Raw genomic sequence first — 18,965 nt, forward strand, 5'->3', positions numbered from 1 at the left:
GTCGGCGGGTCGCTTCGCGCGGGTCGTCAGCGGGGCGGCTCGGATGAGTCCTGGCGGCCGGGCAGGGCGGTGGTGGACGGGGAGAACTCGGTCCACTCGCCGAGGGGCAGCGCCTGGGGAACCGGTCCCGCGGAGGATGGCGCCACCCGCACGGCGAAGATCGTGGTGTCGTCCTGGAGCTGCCCGTAGACATGCCGCAGCATCCTGTCCCGCACGGCCCTGACCAGGCGGTACGGCGACTCGGCGAGCTGCGGGTCCTCGGTCACGGCCGCCTCCAGCGCCTCGGCCAGCGGGAAGAAATCGCCCGCCCGGTCACGGGCCTCCGTCACCCCGTCCGTGGTGAGCAGCAGGGTCTCGTCATCCGCTACGCGTACCCGGTACGGCCCCGCGGACCGGTCCGACGCCGGGGCCAGCTCGTTGAGGCCGAGCGGGAGCCTGCCGCGGTCGCCGTCCAGCCGGCGGACGCCGCGCGCGCTGACCGCGAAGGGTGGATCGTGCCCGAAGTTGATGACGTCGACGTACCCGCCGGTCGAACCGGGCGCCGGGAAATCCAGCAGCACGGCGGTGGCGAACCGGTCGCCGTCCTTGTAACCCATCGCCTGCTCGTACAGACGGTTGCGCTCCATCCGGATCTCCATGCGCTCGGCCACGACTCGCAGGTCCGGCTGGTGGAACCCGGCCTCACGGAAGGTGCCCAGCAGGTTGGCGGCGACCGCCACGGCTCCCAGGCCCTTGCCCTGTACGTCGCCCAGCAGTGCGCGGGTTCCCCAAGGGCTCGGCTGGACGTCGTAGAAGTCGCCGCCGAGCCGGGCTTCCGCGTCCGCGGGCAGGTAGATGTGCGCGTGGAGCAGCCCGCCCCAGCTGGGCGGGAGCGGTCGGATCACGGTCGCCCGCGTGGTGTCCGCCACGTTCCGGACGGCGAGCGCGCGCCGCTCCCCCCGGCGGCGCAGCCAGGCGGCCGCCACGGCGAGCAGTCCGCCCATGGAGACGAGGATGAAGTCGGGCAGTCCCGCCCGGTACTCGTGCTCCCACGCCTGGTCGATTCCCCGGTACGCGATCACCGCGGCGACCGCGAACAGCGCGGTGGTCCCGACCGGGCAGAGAGCGGCGGCCACGACCGGTACCACCACGAGCCAGGACAGCACCCGGAAGTCGCCCGAGGTGTTCCAGTCGGCGAAGCAGACGACCACGAGCAGAGCGAGTGGCAGCAGCCAGCCGAGCCGTCTGCGGGGCCGCCCCAGGACCACCACCACGGCCCGGTCCAGCAGAGGCTGACGCCGGAGGAACCCGCTTCCCTGGGGGGTGGATACCGGGTCGGACTCCGGTGGGGTGGCCTGCTGAGAAGAGCTGGAGGGCACCTGGCCAGCGAATCACGGTCCACGACGCCCCGCATCCGCGCGGTCGGGCGATCCTGCCCCCGCGCCGATCGGATGCTCCGGGGCCGTACCCGAGGCCGGATGCCGGACACGACCGAGGGATGCCGGACACGACCGAGGGGCGCCGGACGACACGGTGGTCGTCGGGCGCCCCTCGGTGGAGCGGACACGGTGGAGCGGGAACGATGACGAGCGGGAGGGTGCGGCCGTTTCACGGTTCACGGTTCACGGTTCACGGTTCACGTTTCACGTTTCACGTGAAACACCGAACGGCGCGGAGGGACCGGGTCGTGGTCAGGGCTGGTCGCCGCGGTTCTTCCCGTTCGGGTCGCCGGCCTCGGCGTCCGCCTGCGTGGTCCTGATCCCGGTGTCCAGGTCGGTGCCGTCGACCGAGGTCAGGGGCGACTGGGCGTCGCCGGCCGCGGTGGGCTCGGAGGGCTCCACCAGCCAGTCCGGGTTGGCCTGCCGGTCCCACCAGCGCCAGGCGGCGCAGGCGCCGGCAGTGACCAGCGAGAGGACGAGGATTCCCTTGAAGAGCCGGCCGGACTTCGCGCGGCACGCGTTCTTCTTGGCGAGCCGGTTGATGTCCTTGGCGGTGACCTGGCCGCGCAGTGCGGCCAGCGCCGCCGCGCTGCGTACCTGGGCCTCCGCGGCGACCGGTGTGGCGGCGGCCACCGCGTACTCGAAGCGGGGGACCGTGTAACCGGCCGCGTTCTTCGCCGCCTTGTGGGTTCGTACGACGGCGACCCGGGCGGCGTCGTCGACCTTCGGGGGTACGTGGGCCAGGGCCTGGTCGATGCGGGGCGCGACATGCGCGACGTACTGCACACGGGCCTGCTGTGCTGCTGCCGACACCTTGGGTGCGAGGCGCACGCGAGCCTCGTTGGCGTAGTGCGCGGCCTGGATCTTGGCTGTGTCGGCGTAGGGCGCCACCACTTCCGCGGCGTGCTGCGCGCTTTCCTTCGCCGAGTCGGTTGCGGCGCGCACGCTGTCGATGCGGGTCACGGGATCCTCCTCCTTGGTGGCGGGTAGGTACTCCGCCTGTCCGCCCATGCGGAAATCATGCCTGCGGGGGTACTGCGCGGCATGCGGGACGGGCATCCGGGTCATGGGACAAATGCGGTCAATCCGATTCGTGGAGTGCGTGGACGACGATGCCACGGTTCCGGTGGAGGCGCGTCGTACGGGCGCCCGCACGGCCGGGTGTGTCCCGGCGAAGCATCCGGACGGGGCACGGGGAGAAGTGCCGTCCGCGGTCACCGCCCGGGAAGAGTCCGCCGTGCGAGGATCGGGGAGTTTCACCGCGCAGACCGAGGATTGATGGAAGGCAGACCGTGGCCGAGCAGTTGTACGCCACCCTGAGGACGAGCCAGGGCGACATCGAGATCCGGCTCCTGCCGGACCACGCCCCCAGGACCGTCCGGAACTTCGTCGACCTCGCCTCCGGTGCCCGTGAGTGGATCCACCCGGCGACGGGTGTCCGGTCCGCCGGGCGGCTCTACGACGGGACGGTCTTCCACCGGGTCCTGGACAACTTCATGATCCAGGGCGGTGATCCGCTCGGGAACGGCACCGGAGGTCCGGGATACGAGTTCCCGGACGAGTTCCATCCCGATCTCGCGTTCACCCGGCCCTATCTGCTGGCCATGGCCAACGCCGGCCCGGGGACGAACGGTTCGCAGTTCTTCGTCACCGTGTCGCCCACCGCGTGGCTGACGGGCAAGCACACGATCTTCGGTGAGGTCCCCGGTGCGGCCGGCCGCAAGGTCGTGGACACGATCGCGTCGCTCCCCGCCAACCCGAGGACGAACCGGCCGCTCCAGGACGTCGTGCTGGAGTCGGTCGTGGTCGAGCACCGCTGACCCGCCGGCCCGCCGGCCGCTGCCCCTCGACCCCGCTGCCCCTCGACCGCTGCCCCCGACCGCCGGCCTGCCGCCCGTGGGCTGCTGACCCGCCCATCCGTGGCCCTGTGGTGGACCCGCCGGTCGTCGTCCGTCCGCAGCGGGTTTTCCGTGCGGGGAACCATCGGGACCGACGGTCCGTACGGTTACATAACGGACCAGGACTGGCAGTGACAGGACTGGCAGCGACGGACCGAAAGGTCGGGACCGATGGACGAGCAGCCGCCGGCAAACCGAGACCCGTCCGCCGAGGGCGGGGCGACATGGTTCTGCTACCGCCATCCGGACCGCGGGACCGGAATCCGCTGCACCCGGTGCGAGCGGCCGATCTGCACCGAGTGCATGATCAGCGCCTCCGTGGGCTTCCACTGCCCGGAATGCGTTCGGAGCGGAGCGGGTACGGGCCACCACCCGGCCGCCGCGCGGCCCCGTACGATCACCGGCGGCGCGGTGGCCGCGGATCCGCGGCTGGTCACGAAGGTCCTGCTCGCGATCAATGTGGCGGTCTTCGCCGCCGTGTGGCTCACCGGCAGGTCGTGGCTGGTCCAGGACCTGCTGCTGGTGGGCCGGGCCTGGGACCCCCAGCCTTTCCCCGGCACTCTCGCGGGGGTCGCCGAGGGGCAGTGGTACCGCCTGCTCACCTCGATGTTCCTCCACGAGGAACTGCTGCACATCGCCTTCAACATGCTCGGGCTGTGGTGGCTGGGCGGGCCCCTGGAGGCCGCGCTCGGCCGTGTCCGCTTTCTCGCGCTGTATCTGCTGTCGGGGCTGGCGGGCAGTGCGGTCACCTACTGGCTGAGTGCGCAGAACCAGGGTTCCCTGGGAGCCTCCGGCGCTGTCTTCGGTCTGCTCGGCGCCACCGTCGTGCTCATGCGGCGGATGAACTACGACCTGCGGCCGGCCCTCGTCATCCTGGCGCTGAACGTGCTCTTCAGCCTGCGGTCGGGTGTCGCGTGGCAGGCCCATCTCGGCGGTCTGGTCGCCGGAACGCTCATCGCCGTCGCCCTGGTCCACGCGCCTCGCGCGCGGCGGAACCTGGTGCAGTTCGGGGCCTGTGGGCTGGTGTTGGCAGTATCGGTTGTGATCGTTCTTGCGCGCACCGCTGCACTCACCTGACAGATTCTGTCCACTCCTGGGACAGGGTTATCCACAGAGTGGGACGAGGAGGCTGCGGAGGGTGGGGTACTCGTGTTCGGACCGTCACTGAACAGGGTCTTTCTGTCCCGGAACGGCGCTACAGCCCCCCGCGATGAGGGAGGCTGTAGTCACACCGGCGTCAACTTCGGCGTAGGTTATCCACAGATCGTCTGACCTTTTCCCCCGGTTGTGGATAACTCTGTGGGTAACTTCAGGGCAGGGCTTGTGAAACGGGTCCGGCACCCGGCCGGGCAGCCCGGGCGGGCAGCTGGCGAGCAGCTGCCCGGATGCCCTCCGGCCACCGCCCGGCAGGCAGGAGCGCAGGCAGGAGCGGACATCCGGAAGGCCGGCCGGACACCGTGGTCGCACGGGTTCCGCCGGTATCTCGGGTGACGCGGTCCTACGGGGTCAGGCAGTTGTCGCGCATGCCGCGGGGAAGGGGCGGCAGGAGCGGGGGGACAGCCGGGTCAGTGGGCTACTTCCACTGCGTGGAGACGCCGAAGCCGCCGCCGATGAGTCCGAAGCCGACCACGATGTTCCAGTTGTGGAGCGCCTCGATGGGCAGCGAGCCGTCGGTCACGTAGAACAGGACGATCCAGGCCAGTCCGATGAGGAAGAGCCCCAGCATCACCGGCGCGATCCAGCCGCGGTTGCCCAGCTTGATGGTGGTCGCCTGGTTCGCCGCGACGGGCGTGAAACCGGCCTTCTTGCGGATACGTGACTTCGGCACGAGGAACGCTCCTGTCGATGCGCTGCGTGACCGCGCAGTGATCTTTGGCTGGCGCCCGAGGGCGCTGGGGGGAAGCTGCCTCCCCCGGGCGTCCGTTAGCGTAGTGCTTCCATGGCGCCTGATGAGATAAGGGTACGTTGAGCAATCTCGCGGACTCTCCCGAAGAGGCGGCCCGGCGTACCTCGAAACGGCCGGTCCGGCTGCTCACCGCTGCCGTTTTCGCACTCGCCGGTCTGATCTTCGTGGCCAGTGCCAACACGGCCAAGGGCACCAACATCCGCAGCGATTCCTCCCTGCTCAAGCTCTCCGACCTCATCGGCGAGCGGAGCGACAAGAACGGCCTGCTGACCGACTCGAACGCGGCCGTGCGCGCGCAGATCGATGCGCTCGTACAGCGTGACGACGGCAGTACGGAGGCGGAGGACACCCGGCGCGAGGCGCTGGAGAAAACGGCCGGGACCACGGCGATCACCGGGAAGTCGGTCAGCGTGACGCTCGACGACGCCCCGCCGGACGCCACCGCGAACCCCGGTTACCCGGAGCCCCAGCCCAACGACCTGGTGATCCACCAGCAGGATCTGCAGGCGGTCGTCAACGCGCTCTGGAACGGCGGTGCGCAGGGCATCCAGGTCATGGACCAGCGGCTCATCTCCACCAGCGCCGTCCGCTGCGTCGGCAACACCCTGATCCTCCAGGGCCGCGTCTACTCGCCCCCGTACAAGGTCACGGCCGTGGGCGACCCCGACAAGCTGCGGGCGGCGCTGGACGCTTCCACGGCGCTGCAGAACTACCAGCTGTACGTGAAGGCCTACGGGCTCGGCTGGAAGCTCGACGAAGACGACGGCACGACCCTGCCCGCGTACTCGGGCACGATCGATCTGCACTACGCGCAGCCCGTCGGATAGCGACGGCCCGGGCGGGGGGCCGCACGGCCCCGGTGGGACGGAGCGCGGCCTTCCGCCGCCGTCCGGCGGCTTTCCACAGCTGCCCCACGTGCGGGCCGGCGACCTTTAGTCTGGTCCCGAACCGAATGGAGGGGCAGCATGTACGGCTGGATCTGGCGGCATCTGCCGGGCAACGCGTTCGTGCGGGGGATCATCTCGCTCGTGCTCGTCCTGGGAGTCGTCTACGCACTGTTCCAGTACGTCTTCCCCTGGGCGGAGCCGCTGCTCCCGTTCGGCGACGTGACGGTGGACGGCCAGAGCGCCGGAGCGGAGGCAGGGCAGTGAGCGCACGCATTCTGGTCGTGGACAACTACGACAGCTTCGTCTTCAACCTCGTGCAGTACCTCTACCAGCTCGGCGCGGAGTGCGAGGTGGTCCGGAACGACGAGGTCACCACCGCCCACGCGCAGGACGGTTTCGACGGGGTCCTTCTCTCGCCCGGCCCCGGCGCTCCCGAACAGGCCGGTGTCTGCATCGACATGGTGCGCCACTGCGCGGCGACGGGCGTTCCGGTCTTCGGCGTCTGCCTGGGCATGCAGGCGATGACCGTGGCGTACGGCGGGGTCGTGAACCGGGCGCCGGAGCTGCTGCACGGCAAGACCTCGCCGGTGTCCCACGACGGGCAGGGCGTCTTCGCGGGCCTGTCGTCGCCCTTCACCGCGACCCGCTACCACTCGCTGGCCGCCGAACCCTCCGCGTTCCCCGCGGAGCTGGAGGTCACCGCACGGACGGCCGACGGCATCGTCATGGGGCTGCGCCACCGCGAACTCCCCGTCGAGGGAGTGCAGTTCCACCCCGAGTCGGTGCTCACCGAGCACGGCCACCTGATGCTGGCCAACTGGCTCGTGCGGTGCGGCGACGCGGGCGCGGTCGACAGATCGGCGGGGCTCACGCCGGTGGTGGGCAAGGCCGTCGCGTGACCGCACTCCGTCCCGAGCACGACGCCGGGCAGGAGTACCCGCCCGGGCGCGGGACGGACGGTTCGTTCGAGGACGCGGTGGGCCGGCTGGCGGACCCGTTGAACGACCCGCTGCCGGGCGGGTACGCACCGCCCGGAGCCCGCCACGCCGGGAACGGCCCGGCGGAGAGCGCGCCGGGCGGACCGCCGCGGGAGGGGCCGCTGCCGGGGGGTTCGTCCACCGAACGCCCGTCCGCGGGGGGCCGGGTGGTGGAGGGTGTGGTGGTGGAGAGCTCCCTGCGACCCCGTACGGGCCGCCCACGGCCGGTGCGGCAGCCCGTCCGGCCCCAGGGTCACCAGAACCCCCAACAGGCCCCGTACGGGCCGCAGGAGGGCCTTGGGCCGTCCGCCGAGCCCGGCGAGTGGTACGACCCCGAGGGCTACCGCCGTGACTGGTACGGGCAGGAACCGCGGACGGCCGCCGCCGGACCGTCCGGCCCCGCCGGCCCCACCGCGTCGGGCTTCGCCACCGGCAACGTGCCGACTGCGGATGGTGGCGCCCCCGCGCCGGGTCCCGCCCGGGCCTCCGGCCGCCACGCGTCCCCGGCCGCCGGAGCGGCACCCGGCACGCAGGCTCCCGGCACGCAGGCACCCGGCACGCAGGCACCCGGCACGCAGGCTCCCGGCACGCAGGAACCTGTTGCGCAGCCACCCTTCACGCAGGACTCCTCCACGCGAGCTCCCCGCGCACAGGACCTCTCCGCCCCGTCGTTCCCCAGTGCGTTCCCGGACGAGGCGGCGACCACCGTCCTGCCCCCGCTGGACCTTCCCGAGCGCGACCACGACCGGCTCCCGCCGCACGACGAGACCGTCGCCCTGCGGACGGTGGGCCCGGTCCGCGCGGGCGGGGCCCCGCAGGACGTACCGCCTCCCGGCGGCCGGGCCGAGCGCCGTAGGGCGGCCAAGGCGGGCGGCCGCCGCAAGGCGCCGCAGGCCCCGGTGCCGCCCGGGGGGAGCGGCCCGGGCGCGGCGAGCGGGGGCGCCGGTCCCGCCCGGCCGATGTCCCGGGTGGAGGCCCGCAGGGCGGCTCGGGCGGCCAAGGACAGTCCGGCCGTCGTCGTCAGCCGGGTCGTGGGCGAACTCTTCATATCGCTCGGTGTGTTGATGCTGCTCTTCGTGGCCTACCAGCTCTGGTGGACCAATGTCCGGGCCGACCGGATCGCCGGTCAGGAGACCCACAAGATCCAGGATCAGTGGGCGGCGGGCGAGCGGGACCCGGGGACCTTCGCGCCGGGCCAGGGCTTCGCGATCATCCACATCCCGAAACTCGACGTCGTCGCGCCCATCGCGGAGGGCACCAGCAAGGAGAAGGTGCTCGACCGGGGCATGGTCGGCCACTACGGCGAGGGTGCGCTGAAGACCGCGATGCCCTCGGACGCCCAGGGCAACTTCGCGCTGGCCGGGCACCGCAACACCCACGGTGAGCCGTTCCGTTACGTCAACAAACTGGTTCCGGGCGACAAGGTCGTGGTCGAGACCCAGGACGCGTACTACACGTACGAGATGACGAAGACCCTCGCGCAGACCTCGCCGTCCAACGTGTCAGTGATCAGTCCGGTGCCTGCCGGGTCGGGGTTCACGGCGCCCGGCCGGTACATCACTCTGACGACCTGTACGCCGGAGTTCACCAGTACGTACCGCCTCATCGTCTGGGGCAAGATGGTCGACGAGCGGCCTCGGAGCAAGGGCAAGCCCGACGCCCTCCTGGACTGACGGCAGTGCTCTCGCGGGCGGAACGTCCCGATGGCGGACAACCCCAGGAAAAGGGACGGTTGCGGTGGCGACGAGGACCGAGTACGAGACGCGGGCCGACGGACCCGCACCCTCTCCCGGGACGGAGCCGGTCAGGCGTCACCGGGTCGCGGCGGCCGTCAGCGTCTTCGGTGAACTCCTCATCACCGCGGGGCTGGTGCTCGGTCTCTTCGTCGTCTACTCCCTGTGGTGGACCAACGTGGTCGCCGACCACGAGGCCGACAAGCAGAGCCACGCCGTCCGCGACGGCTGGAAGGCGGACGGCGGACCGGGCGCGCTGAACACCGAGGGAGGCATCGGATTCCTGCACGTGCCCGCCATGAAGAACGGCGAGGTGCTGGTCAGGAAGGGCACCGCGACCTCGGTCCTCAACGACGGCGTCGCCGGCTACTACACCGATCCCCTCCCGGCGGCGCTGCCGTCGGAGGACCCGGGGAACTTCACGCTCGCCGCCCACCGGGACGGTCACGGGGCGAAGTTCCACAACATCGACAAGCTGCGCAAGGGCGACGCGATCGTCTTCGAGACCCAGGACACCTGGTACGTCTACAAGGTCTTCAAGACGCTCCCGGAGACCACGAAGTACAACGTGGACGTGCTCCAGCAGGTGCCGAAGGAGGCCGGGGTGACCAAGCCCGGCCACTACATCACCCTGACCACCTGCACGCCGGTCTACACCTCGAAGTACCGCTACATCGTCTGGGGCGAGCTGGAGCGTACGGAGAAGGTCGACAGCGACCGCACGCCCCCGGCCGAACTGCGCTGACCGCGCCCCCGCCGCGTCCGCACTGCGGGCGTCGTGGGCACGACCGGTAAAAGTCATTCCGGCTTATCACCCGTAGAACACATGAATGGGCCCGGACCACTGTGAGGTGGTCCGGGCCCATTCCGTGCGGTGCGCGAGGGACGCGCGGTGGGGCGGGATCAGCCGAAGAGGCCGTTCCCGCCGCCGCCCATCGTCCGCACGTTGACCGCGCTGCCCTTGTCGACCTGGGTGCCGGGGGCCGGATCGGAGTTCGTGACCGGGATGTTGTCGTCGGCCGGACCGTCGACGCTCCCCAGCGTCAGTCCGGCCTGGGCGAGCAGGTTCTTGACCGTGCCCAGGGTCTGGCCCCGCACTTCCGGAACGGCCACCTTCTCGGGCTGCGCCGGTCCCTTGGAGACCTTCAGCACGATCTGGACGTCCTTGGCCTGGTCGCTGCCGGCATCCGGGGTCTGGCCGACCACGGTGCCCGCGGGCTCCGTCGCGTCCACATCGGTCCGCGAGATGTTGGAGAAGCCCACGCCGACCAACTGGGCCTGTGCCTGTTCGAACGTACGGCCCGAGGTCGAGACGTCCGGCATGGAGATGAGCTTCTCCGTGGCGACGGTGATCGTCACCTCGGACTCCTTCTCGGCCTGGGCACCGCCCTCGGGGCTCTGCTTGGTGACCGTGCCCGGGGTCGCGTCCGACTCCTCGCTCTCCACCTTGACGGAGAAGCCCTTGTCCTCCAGTTGCTTGGTGGCGCTGTCCTTGGACTTCTCCGTGACGTCCGGGACCTCGATCTTGGGTGCCCCGGAGGAGACGTGGACGGTGACGGTCTCGTGCTTCTTCAGTTCACCGCCGGCGGGGTCCTGGTCGCAGACCTTGCCCTTCTCCTGGTCCTCGCACGGCTTCTCGTCGCCGACCTTGAGGACCAGCTCGGAGTTGTCCGCGAGCCGTTGGGCCTCCTCGACCGTCGATCCGACCATGTTCGGCACCGGGGTCGTGGTGGCTTGTTCCTTGTCGCTGAAGACGGCGCGGCCGATCAGGATGGCACCGATCAGCACGAGCACGCCCGCCACGACGAGGAGGATCGTCGAGGTGTTGTTCTTCTTCTGCTGGCGCCGACGGCCGGGGCGGTCGTCGTAGCCGTAGCCGCCGTCGTCCGGGTTGAGCGGCGGCATCATCGACGTCTGCGGACCGCCGCCGCCGTCCGCGGCGCGCAGGGCGGTGGTGGGCTGGTCGCCGCCGCCGTAGCCGCCGTCGTAACCGCCGTAGCTTCCGTACCCGGCCGCGCCCATGGCGGCCGCCGCGGCGACCGGGCGGCCGTCGAGGCAGGCCTCGATGTCGGCGCGCATCTCGTCGGCGGACTGGTAGCGGTAGTCGGGGTCCTTGGTGAGCGCCTTCAGAACGATCGCGTCCATCTCGGGCGTGATCTCGGGGTCGAAGTTGCTCGGCGGCTGCGGTTCCTCGCGGACGTGCTGATAGGCCACCGCGACCGGCGAGTCCCCGATGAAGGGCGGCCGGACCGCGAGCAGCTCGTACAGCAGGCAGCCCGTGGAGTACAGGTCGGAGCGGGCGTCGACCTGCTCGCCCTTGGCCTGCTCCGGGGAGAGGTACTGGGCGGTGCCGATGACCGCGGCGGTCTGCGTCATCGTCATGCCGGAGTCACCCATCGCACGGGCGATGCCGAAGTCCATGACCTTGACCTGGCCGGTGCGCGTCAGCATGACGTTGGCCGGCTTGATGTCGCGGTGCACGATCTGGGCGCGGTGCGAGTACTCCAGCGCCTGGAGGATCCCGACCGTCATCTCCAGGGTGCGCTCGGGCAGCAGTCTGCGGCCGGAGTGCAGGAGTTCCCGGAGCGTCGAGCCGTCGACGTACTCCATCACGATGTACGGGATCGAGACCCCGTCCACGTAGTCCTCGCCGGTGTCGTAGACGGCGACGATCGCGGGGTGGTTGAGCGAGGCGGCAGACTGGGCCTCACGGCGGAACCGGGCCTGGAAGGACGGATCGCGGGCCAGATCGGCCCGGAGCGTCTTCACGGCTACGGTGCGGCCGAGCCGGGTGTCGTGCGCGAGGTAGACCTCGGCCATGCCACCACGGCCGAGCACCGAGCCCAGCTCGTACCGGCCGCCGAGGCGACGCGGCTCTTCCATCACTGTTCCAGCCCTCTCCGTCAGTCCCGACCGCACCCGTGTGTGGTCCGGCGGTGCGCTGTCCGCGCATACGCTACCGGGCACGCGCGACCCGTTCGGCCCGCACCCGTCAGCCGATATCCGACCGGTATCCCGATGTCCGGTATGACCGTCAGGCGTCGGGCCCCGCTACTTGCCGTCGAGAATCGCCTTCATGATGGCGGTCGCGACCGGGGCGGCCAGACTGCCACCGGAGATGTTCTCGCGGTTGGCCGAGCTGTCCGCGACCACGACCGCGACGGCGACCGGGGAGCCCTTGTCGGTCTTCGCGTACGAGATGAACCAGGCGTACGGCTTCTTGCTGTTGTTCAGACCGTTCTCGGCGGTACCGGTCTTGCCACCGACGGTGACGCCGTCGATCTGGGCGGCGGTTCCCGTGCCCTTCTCGACGACGGTCTCCATCATCTGCTGGATCTTCTGGGCGTTCTCCGCCGAGAGGGGCCGGCTCATCTCCTTCGGCTCGGCCGTGTAGATGGTGTCCGTGTTCGGCGCCTCGCGCGCGGCGACCATGTACGGCTGCATGAGCTTGCCGTCGTTGGCGATGGCCGAAGCCACCATGGCCATCTGGAGCGGAGTGGCACGGTTGGACGCCTGGCCGATGCCCGCCATCGCGTTCTGCGACGGGTTGTCCTCGGGGAAGACGCTCTTGTCGGCGCGGACCGGGGTGAAGATCTCGTTGTTGAAGCCGAACTTGTTGGCTTCCTCGATCATCTTCTTGTTGCCGAGGTCGGCACTGATCTTGCCGAAGACGCTGTTGCAGGACCAGCGCAGCGCTTCCCGGAGCGAGGCGTTCTTGCAGGGGATGTTGCCCTCGTTGTTGAGCGGGCGCGAGGTCTGCGGAAGGATCCAGGGGAGCGGCGACCTGGTCGGGTCGTCGATGTCGTCGTAGAGGCCGTTCTCCAAGGCGGCGGCGGCCGTGACGATCTTGAACGTCGAGCCGGGCGGGTAGGTCTCGCGCAGCGCCCGGTTGAGCATGGGCTGGTCCTTGTCCGCGAGGAGCTTCGCGCGGGCGGCCGCGTCCTTCTCGGAGTTGCCGGCGAAGACCGACGGATCGTAGGACGGGGTGCTCGCCAGGGCCAGGATGGCGCCGGTCTGCGGGTCGAGCGCGACGGCCGCGCCCTTCTGGTTGCCGAGCCCCTTGAAGGCGGCCTTCTGCGCGGCGCTGTTGAGGGTGGTAACGACGTTGCCGCCCTTCTTCTCGTCACCCGTGAACATCGACAGGGTGCGGTTGAAGAAGAGCTGGTCGTCGTTGCCCGTGAGGATGCCGTCCTCCAGGTTCTCCAGCTGCGTCGAGTCGAACGCCTGCGAGGAGTACCCGGTGACGGGGGCCCACATGGGCCCGTCCTTCCAGACCCGCTTGTACTTGAAGTCGCTGCCGTCGGTCTCCACGGAGCCGGTGATGGCCTTGCCGTCGACGATGATGTCGCCGCGCTCGTGGGCGTACCGCTCGATCCGGACGCGACGGTTCTCGTCGCGCGAGTTCAGCTCGTCGGCGCGCACGTACTGGAGGTAGTTCGTACGGACCAGCAGGGCCAGGATGAGGATCCCGCAGAAGATCGCGATCCGGCGCAGGGGCTTGTTCACGGACGGACCACCTGAGTCATCTCGGCGTCGGGCGAAGGGGCGGGGGCGGGCGCCGGGCGGCGCGCGGTGTCGCTGATCCGGATGAGGACGGCGATCAGCGCCCAGTTGGCGAGCACGGACGAACCGCCGTACGCCAGGAACGGCATCGTCATACCGCTGAGCGGGATCAGGCCCATCACACCGCCGGCGACGACGAAGATCTGGATGGCGAAGGCGGCGGAGAGGCCGATCGCGAGGAGCTTGCCGAACGGGTCGCGGGCCGCGAGTGCCGTACGGATGCCGCGCTCGATGATCAGGCCGTAGACCAGCAGGACCGCCATCATTCCGGCCAGGCCCAGCTCCTCGCCGACGGTGGACAGGATGAAGTCGGCGTTGGCGGCGAACAGGATCAGGTCCGAGTGGCCCTGGCCGAGGCCGGTGCCGAGGGTGCCGCCGGAGCCGAACGACATCAGGGACTGGGCGATCTGGTCGCTGTGGTCCATCGTCGCTTTGGCGAAGGGGTCCATCCAGGCGTTGACGCGCTGCTGCACGTGCGGCTCGAAGGAGGCGACACCGACCGCGCCCGCCGCGGACATCAGCAGACCGAAGACGATCCAGCTGGTCCGCTCCGTCGCCACGTACAGCATCACGATGAAGAGGCCGAAGAAGAGCAGGGACGTACCGAGGTCGGTCTCGAAGATGAGGATCAGGATCGACAGCACCCAGATCATCAGGATCGGTCCGAGGTCACGGCCGCGGGGCAGGTACATCCCCATGAAGCGGCGGCTCGCCAGGGCCAGCGCATCCCGCTTCACCATGAGGTAGCCGGAGAAGAAGATCGCGATGAAGATCTTCGCGAACTCTCCCGGCTGGATGGAGAAGGGGCCCAGGCTGATCCAGATCTTCGCGCCGTTCACCTCGGGGAAGAAGATCGGCAGGATCAGCAGGACCAGCGCCACGACCATGGAGATGTAGGTGTAGCGCTGGAGGACGCGGTGGTCCTTGAGGATCATCAGCACGGCGACGAAGAAGGCGACACCGATAGCCGAGTACAGCAGCTGTTTGGGCGCGTCCGGGCTGTAGCCGCCGTAGTAGATCTCCGCGCGCTGGATCAGCCGCTGCGACTGGTCGAGGCGCCAGATCAGCACCAGCCCCAGGCCGTTGAGCAGGGTGGCCAGCGGCAGCAGCAGCGGGTCGGCGTACGGCGCGAACTTGCGCACCGCGAGGTGGGCCACGCCACCGAGCAGGACGAGCCCGGCGCCGTAGCCGAGCATGCCGGACGGCAGCTTGCCGTCGATGGCGAGACCGACGTTGGCGTACGCGAACACCGAGATGGCGATGGCGAAGACCATCATCATCAGTTCGGTGTTGCGGCGGCTCGGTGCGTCGATCGCGCCGATGGTGGTCGTGTTGGTGACAACGCTCATGGTGCTGTGGGCCCCCTACGGCCTTACTGCTTACCGCACTGCGGGACCAGCTTCTGCTCTTCCTCCGAGAGGCTGGGGCCGGGAGTGGGGGTCGCTGCGGTCGGCTTCGTCTCCGTGGCGGTCTCCTTGTCGGAGGCCGTCGTGGAGGTCTTGTCGGCAGAAGCGGCTGCCTCGGCGGCCTGCTCCTCGGCCGCTCGTCGCTGAGCGTCCTTCTTGCAGGCGCTGGCCTGGAGCGACAGCTGGTCGACCTTCTTCCGGGCGTCGGCGAGGTTGCCCTCGGCGATCGTCTCCTCGACCCGCTTGCGCTGGTACGGAGGAAGGTACTTGAGTTCGATCTCCGGGTGGTCCTTCTCGACCTTCGAGAGCGAGACCCAGCCGAGGTCCTGGCTGATGCCGCGGAACAGGGCGACGTTGTCGTCCTTCGCACCCACGTAGAACTGCGTCTGCGTCCAGCGGTAGCCGCCGTACAGACCGCCGCCGACGATCGCCAGGGCGAGCACCACGTACAGAGACCGCTTGAGCCACCTGCGCCCGCCCGGCTTGACGAAGTCGTCCTCGGTGTACGAGTCGAAGGAGCCGTGCGGGCCGTCGCCGTAACCGGAGTCCGAGCCGCTGCCGGGGGGGCCGAAGCCTCCGGCGGGGGGCGGGACGGGACGTCCGAGGCCGGCCGCGCGTCCGGCGGGGGTCTGCATGGCCCCGCCGTCGCTGAGCTGCGTCTGGTTCTCCGCGACCGCGCCGACGATCACCGGGGTGTCGTTGAGGTGGCCGGCCAGGGTGTCGTTGCTGTCGGCGTCCAGGACGTCGGCGACGATGCAGGTGATGTTGTCCGGTCCGCCGCCGCGCAGGGCGAGCTGGATGAGCTCCTGGATGGTCTCCTGGGGGCCCTGGTAGCTGGCGAGCGTCTCTTCCATCGTCTGGTGCGAGACGACGCCGGAGAGGCCGTCGGAGCAGATGAGGTAGCGGTCGCCTGCCCGGACCTCGCGGATGGAGAGATCGGGTTCGACGTGGTCGCCACTGCCCAGGGCCCGCATCAGCAGGGAGCGCTGCGGGTGGGTGGTGGCCTCCTCCTCGGTGATCCGGCCCTCGTCCACCAGCCGCTGCACCCAGGTGTGGTCCTGGGTGATCTGGGTCAGGAGTCCGTCGCGCAGCAGGTACGCACGGGAGTCGCCGACGTGTACCAGGCCGAGGCGCTGGCCCGTCCAGAGCAGGGCGGTGAGCGTGGTGCCCATGCCCTCCAGCTGGGGGTCCTCCTCGACCATGACGCGGAGCTGGTCGTTGGCACGCTGCACGGCGGTGCCGAGCGAGGTGAGGATGTCCGAGCCGGGCACGTCGTCGTCGAGCTGGACGAGCGTGGAAATCACCTCGGAGCTGGCGACCTCACCGGCGGCCTGGCCGCCCATGCCGTCGGCGATCGCGAGGAGGCGGGGGCCGGCGTAGCCGGAGTCCTCGTTCCCCTCCCGGATCATGCCCTTGTGCGATCCGGCGGCGAAACGCAAGGAAAGACTCATGCGCACCTCGCCCGTCGGTTCGGGGTACAGCCGGTCTTGTCGAGCCACACTGCCCACCCTCCGGTCGGGAGCCCGGCCGCGTCCTTGGTCAGGACCGCCGAGGCTCGCTCGCTCCGCTCGCTCATTGTCGTACTACTTCCGCAGCTCGATGACGGTCTTGCCGATACGGATCGGCGCACCCAGCGGAACAGGCGTCGGGGTGGTGAGACGGGTCCGGTCGAGATACGTGCCGTTGGTGGACCCGAGATCCTCGACGATCCACTGGCCGTCCCGGTCGGGGTAGATCCTGGCATGCCGACTGGACGCGTAGTCGTCGTCCAGCACGATTGTTGAATCGTGGGCACGGCCCAGCGTGATGGTCTGGCCCTGGAGCGCGACCGTGGTGCCCGTGAGGGAGCCTTCGGAGACGACCAGCTTGGTCGGTGCGCCGCGGCGCTGGCGCGCCGGCTGCTGGCGTTGTTGCGGTGGTGCTGCCGCCTGTTGGCGGGCCTGCTGCGGACGCGTTTCGGTACCCGTGCGGCGTGAGCCGCGCTGGGTGACGCGCGTTCCGAACAGATCGCTGCGGATGACCTGTACGGCCACGATCACGAACAGCCACAGAACAGCCAGGAAACCTAGCCGCATGACCGTCAGGGTCAGCTCTGACATTGCCCCCGCTTCACCCTTCGGCTTGCCGGTAAACGATGGTGGTACTGCCCACGACGATCCGCGAGCCGTCGCGGAGCGTAGCGCGGGTGGTGTGCTGCCCGTCCACCACGATGCCGTTGGTGGACCCGAGATCCTGGATCGTCGAGGGCGTTCCGGTCCGGATCTCACAGTGCCGGCGCGATACGCCGGGGTCGTCGATCCGCACGTCGGCTTCGGTGCTGCGTCCCAGCACCAGCGTCGGGCGGGAGATCTGATGGCGTGTGCCGTTGATCTCGACCCAGCGCCTGACCTGCGTCTCCGGCAGAGGGCCGGAGGGCGCGGGCGGGCGGCGCCGGTCGTTCGAGGGCGCTGCCGGCCGTCCGCCGCCCGGCGGCGGGGCCGCGGGCATCGGAGGAGCGGCCGCGGGCGGGTAGCCGTAGCCACCGGGGGACTGCTGTGCCGGGCGCTGGGCGCCGTAGGCGTCGGGGCGTCCGCCGTAGGGCTGGTCCGGCCTGCCCTGCGGAGCGGCGGGGTCGTGCTGCGAGGTGCTGGACGCGAGCGTGCGGCTGCGTACGCGGTAGAGGCCGGTGTCCAGGTCCTCCGCCTTCTCCAGGTGGACCTTGATCGGTCCCATGAAGGTGTAGCGCTGCTGCTTCGCGTAGTCCCGTACGAGACCGGACAGCTCGTCGCCGAGCTGTCCGGAGTACGGGCTGAGCCGCTCGTAGTCCGGAGCGCTCAGCTCGACGATGAAGTCGTTGGGGACGACCGTCCGCTCGCGGTTCCAGATCGTCGCGTTGTTGTCGCACTCGCGCTGGAGCGCACCCGCGATCTCGACCGGCTGGACCTCGGACTTGAAGACCTTGGCGAAGGTGCCGTTGACCAGACCTTCGAGACGCTGCTCGAAACGCTTCATGACTCCCATGGGGCACCTCCTCCGGTGTCATCGTCCCTGTACTGCTTACTGATCGTATCCACGCCCGGGGAAAACGGCTGGTTCCCCTTGTCTGCCCGGTGGATGAGTGTCCCCCCTCACACGGATCGTAGAGGTGGCCACATGACAGTGTCCCGCACACGAGGTGCCCGCAGCGGGAGTGGGGAGATGGTTCTGCGTTCCCGCTTCCCGCTCCGGAGTCCCCGAAACAACGGATGTGAATCCTCCCCGTTCAGCGTGCTAATCTTCCGTTGTCGCCAGGGAGAAGCGCCGGAAACGGCGAGAGGAACTGGAAACACCACTCTTGCGCGAGTGGCGGAACGGCAGACGCGCTGGCTTCAGGTGCCAGTGTCCTTAGGGACGTGGGGGTTCAAATCCCCCCTCGCGCACAACGAGTAGCTGGAAACAGCTGCTGGGTTGGTTCGACAGAACCCCCGCACCGGAGAAATTCGGTGCGGGGGTTCTTCGTTGTGCCCGTGTTTTCTGGGCGGGTCGGGCCCGACCCGGCCTCCGGGCCGGGCGCTGTGCACTGTTTCACGTGAAACAGTGCCGCCCGGTGTGCGTGTGCGGCACTACTGGTCCGCGGAGTTGCTCGCGGCGTTGTAGCGGAGCAAGGACCGGGCGAACGTGGCGAGATCCTCGGTGGTCCAGTCGGCGAGACGTTCCTGGTATGCCGCCCGGCGGCTGGCCTGCGTCGACATCAGTGCCTTGAGTCCGGCCTCGGTGGGGTGCAGCACCTGGATGCGCTGGTCCTCGGGGTCAGGGTGGCGCTCGATCAGCCCGAGCTTCTCCAGGGCGGTGATCTGCCGGCTGACCGTCGATTTATCCAGCAGATAGTGGGCCGCGAGGTCGGTGGCCCGGCAGCCGTTCTCTTCGTGGATGTACGAGAGCAGGGCTTGTGAGACCAGCGTCAGTTCCGGGTGGAGCCGGGCGGCCGTGGCCCTGGCCCGCCGCGAGAAGGCGGTCAGCTCGCGCTGGATGACGTCGAAGTACTCCTCACGCCCGTCGGTGCCGTTGGTCGCGGTGTCGTTTGTCACGGTGGTGGGCGCCGCGGTGGCGTCCGTCATGGCGTCGTCCGTCACGGGGGCCGCCTATCCGCGCGTCTTTCCGCGCCGCCTTCGTGCTCGCTCCGGCGCGGGCACAACAAGTTGTACGATACAACTTAAGT

At 69.8% G+C, this 18,965-nt stretch carries 17 protein-coding genes and 1 tRNA gene; 8 read left to right on the forward strand and 10 right to left on the reverse strand.

The window, feature by feature from the left end; all coding sequences use genetic code 11:
* Positions 1-26: 26 nt before the first annotated feature.
* Both OHA55_RS15200 and OHA55_RS15205 read right to left on the reverse strand, forming a co-directional pair.
* Complete coding sequence (locus tag OHA55_RS15200; RefSeq protein ID WP_266706640.1) at positions 27-1,358, reverse strand: PP2C family protein-serine/threonine phosphatase; 1,332 nt, start codon at positions 1,356-1,358, stop codon at positions 27-29.
* 312 nt (positions 1,359-1,670) lie between these two features.
* Positions 1,671-2,381: a DUF5324 family protein gene (locus tag OHA55_RS15205; protein WP_266710669.1), complete on the reverse strand. Its 711-nt coding sequence runs from the start codon at positions 2,379-2,381 to the stop codon at positions 1,671-1,673.
* Between the two features lie 329 nt (positions 2,382-2,710).
* Between OHA55_RS15205 and OHA55_RS15210 the strand changes: the two genes are divergently transcribed.
* Both OHA55_RS15210 and OHA55_RS15215 read left to right on the forward strand, forming a co-directional pair.
* On the forward strand, positions 2,711-3,238 hold the full coding sequence (locus tag OHA55_RS15210) for a peptidylprolyl isomerase (RefSeq protein WP_266706641.1): 528 nt from the start codon (positions 2,711-2,713) through the stop codon (positions 3,236-3,238).
* Positions 3,239-3,487: 249 nt separating this feature from the next.
* Complete coding sequence (locus tag OHA55_RS15215) at positions 3,488-4,393, forward strand: rhomboid family intramembrane serine protease (RefSeq protein ID WP_266706642.1); 906 nt, start codon at positions 3,488-3,490, stop codon at positions 4,391-4,393.
* Positions 4,394-4,889: 496 nt separating this feature from the next.
* Here the strand turns inward: OHA55_RS15215 and crgA are convergent, their stop codons facing one another.
* Complete coding sequence (crgA, locus tag OHA55_RS15220; protein ID WP_266706643.1) at positions 4,890-5,144, reverse strand: cell division protein CrgA; 255 nt, start codon at positions 5,142-5,144, stop codon at positions 4,890-4,892.
* A gap of 137 nt (positions 5,145-5,281) precedes the next feature.
* Here crgA and OHA55_RS15225 point away from each other — a divergent pair, with 137 nt between their 5' ends.
* The 5 genes from OHA55_RS15225 (at position 5,282) to OHA55_RS15245 (ending at position 9,564) form a co-directional block, all read left to right on the forward strand.
* Entirely contained in the window at positions 5,282-6,049 is a 768-nt protein-coding gene (locus OHA55_RS15225) for a DUF881 domain-containing protein (protein WP_266706644.1), read from the forward strand.
* Between the two features lie 138 nt (positions 6,050-6,187).
* Complete coding sequence (locus tag OHA55_RS15230) at positions 6,188-6,373, forward strand: hypothetical protein (RefSeq protein ID WP_266706645.1); 186 nt, start codon at positions 6,188-6,190, stop codon at positions 6,371-6,373.
* Complete coding sequence (locus OHA55_RS15235; RefSeq protein WP_266706646.1) at positions 6,370-7,008, forward strand: aminodeoxychorismate/anthranilate synthase component II; 639 nt, start codon at positions 6,370-6,372, stop codon at positions 7,006-7,008. Before OHA55_RS15230 ends, OHA55_RS15235 begins: the two co-directional genes overlap by 4 nt.
* Before the next feature lie 305 nt (positions 7,009-7,313).
* Complete coding sequence (locus OHA55_RS15240; RefSeq protein WP_266710671.1) at positions 7,314-8,759, forward strand: class E sortase; 1,446 nt, start codon at positions 7,314-7,316, stop codon at positions 8,757-8,759.
* A 64-nt stretch (positions 8,760-8,823) separates the two neighbouring features.
* Entirely contained in the window at positions 8,824-9,564 is a 741-nt protein-coding gene (locus tag OHA55_RS15245; RefSeq protein WP_266706647.1) for a class E sortase, read from the forward strand.
* Between the two features lie 158 nt (positions 9,565-9,722).
* Here the strand turns inward: OHA55_RS15245 and pknB are convergent, their stop codons facing one another.
* The 6 genes from pknB to OHA55_RS15275 form a co-directional block, all read right to left on the reverse strand.
* Positions 9,723-11,702: a Stk1 family PASTA domain-containing Ser/Thr kinase gene (gene pknB / locus OHA55_RS15250; protein ID WP_266706648.1), complete on the reverse strand. Its 1,980-nt coding sequence runs from the start codon at positions 11,700-11,702 to the stop codon at positions 9,723-9,725.
* Positions 11,703-11,870: 168 nt separating this feature from the next.
* Positions 11,871-13,325 (reverse strand): penicillin-binding protein 2, encoded by a 1,455-nt coding sequence (locus tag OHA55_RS15255; protein ID WP_266706649.1) that lies wholly within the window; start codon positions 13,323-13,325, stop codon positions 11,871-11,873.
* Positions 13,322-14,731, reverse strand: a complete 1,410-nt coding sequence (locus OHA55_RS15260; RefSeq protein WP_266706650.1) for an FtsW/RodA/SpoVE family cell cycle protein — start codon at positions 14,729-14,731, stop codon at positions 13,322-13,324. The genes OHA55_RS15255 and OHA55_RS15260 overlap by 4 nt, the downstream gene beginning before the upstream one ends.
* Before the next feature lie 23 nt (positions 14,732-14,754).
* The gene (locus tag OHA55_RS15265) at positions 14,755-16,239 is read right to left on the reverse strand and encodes a Stp1/IreP family PP2C-type Ser/Thr phosphatase (RefSeq protein ID WP_266706651.1); all 1,485 of its coding nucleotides are present in this window, start codon (positions 16,237-16,239) and stop codon (positions 14,755-14,757) included.
* Between the two features lie 132 nt (positions 16,240-16,371).
* The gene (locus OHA55_RS15270) at positions 16,372-16,887 is read right to left on the reverse strand and encodes an FHA domain-containing protein (protein ID WP_266706652.1); all 516 of its coding nucleotides are present in this window, start codon (positions 16,885-16,887) and stop codon (positions 16,372-16,374) included.
* 10 nt (positions 16,888-16,897) lie between these two features.
* Positions 16,898-17,788 (reverse strand): DUF3662 and FHA domain-containing protein, encoded by an 891-nt coding sequence (locus OHA55_RS15275; RefSeq protein WP_266706653.1) that lies wholly within the window; start codon positions 17,786-17,788, stop codon positions 16,898-16,900.
* Between the two features lie 315 nt (positions 17,789-18,103).
* Here OHA55_RS15275 and OHA55_RS15280 point away from each other — a divergent pair.
* Positions 18,104-18,186: transfer RNA gene (locus OHA55_RS15280), tRNA-Leu, on the forward strand.
* A gap of 183 nt (positions 18,187-18,369) precedes the next feature.
* Here OHA55_RS15280 and OHA55_RS15285 read toward each other — a convergent pair.
* Positions 18,370-18,864, reverse strand: coding sequence for a MarR family winged helix-turn-helix transcriptional regulator (locus OHA55_RS15285; RefSeq protein WP_266710673.1), 495 nt, complete (start codon positions 18,862-18,864; stop codon positions 18,370-18,372).
* Between the last annotated feature and the right edge of the window lie 101 nt (positions 18,865-18,965).

The sequence above is a fragment of the Streptomyces sp. NBC_00102 genome (genome assembly GCF_026343115.1).
Taxonomy (GTDB): domain Bacteria; phylum Actinomycetota; class Actinomycetes; order Streptomycetales; family Streptomycetaceae; genus Streptomyces.

Bases quoted from the DNA above. Each gene is read 5' to 3' on its own strand.
- OHA55_RS15215 (WP_266706642.1), top strand. From the start codon at position 3,488: ATGGACGAGCAGCCGCCGGCAAACCGAGACCCGTCCGCCGAGGGCGGG.
- OHA55_RS15230 (WP_266706645.1), top strand. From the start codon at position 6,188: ATGTACGGCTGGATCTGGCGGCATCTGCCGGGCAACGCGTTCGTGCGG.
- pknB (WP_266706648.1), bottom strand. From the start codon at position 11,702: ATGGAAGAGCCGCGTCGCCTCGGCGGCCGGTACGAGCTGGGCTCGGTG.
- OHA55_RS15260 (WP_266706650.1), bottom strand. From the start codon at position 14,731: ATGAGCGTTGTCACCAACACGACCACCATCGGCGCGATCGACGCACCG.
- OHA55_RS15265 (WP_266706651.1), bottom strand. From the start codon at position 16,239: ATGAGTCTTTCCTTGCGTTTCGCCGCCGGATCGCACAAGGGCATGATC.
- OHA55_RS15270 (WP_266706652.1), bottom strand. From the start codon at position 16,887: ATGTCAGAGCTGACCCTGACGGTCATGCGGCTAGGTTTCCTGGCTGTT.
- OHA55_RS15275 (WP_266706653.1), bottom strand. From the start codon at position 17,788: ATGGGAGTCATGAAGCGTTTCGAGCAGCGTCTCGAAGGTCTGGTCAAC.
- OHA55_RS15285 (WP_266710673.1), bottom strand. From the start codon at position 18,864: ATGACGGACGCCACCGCGGCGCCCACCACCGTGACAAACGACACCGCG.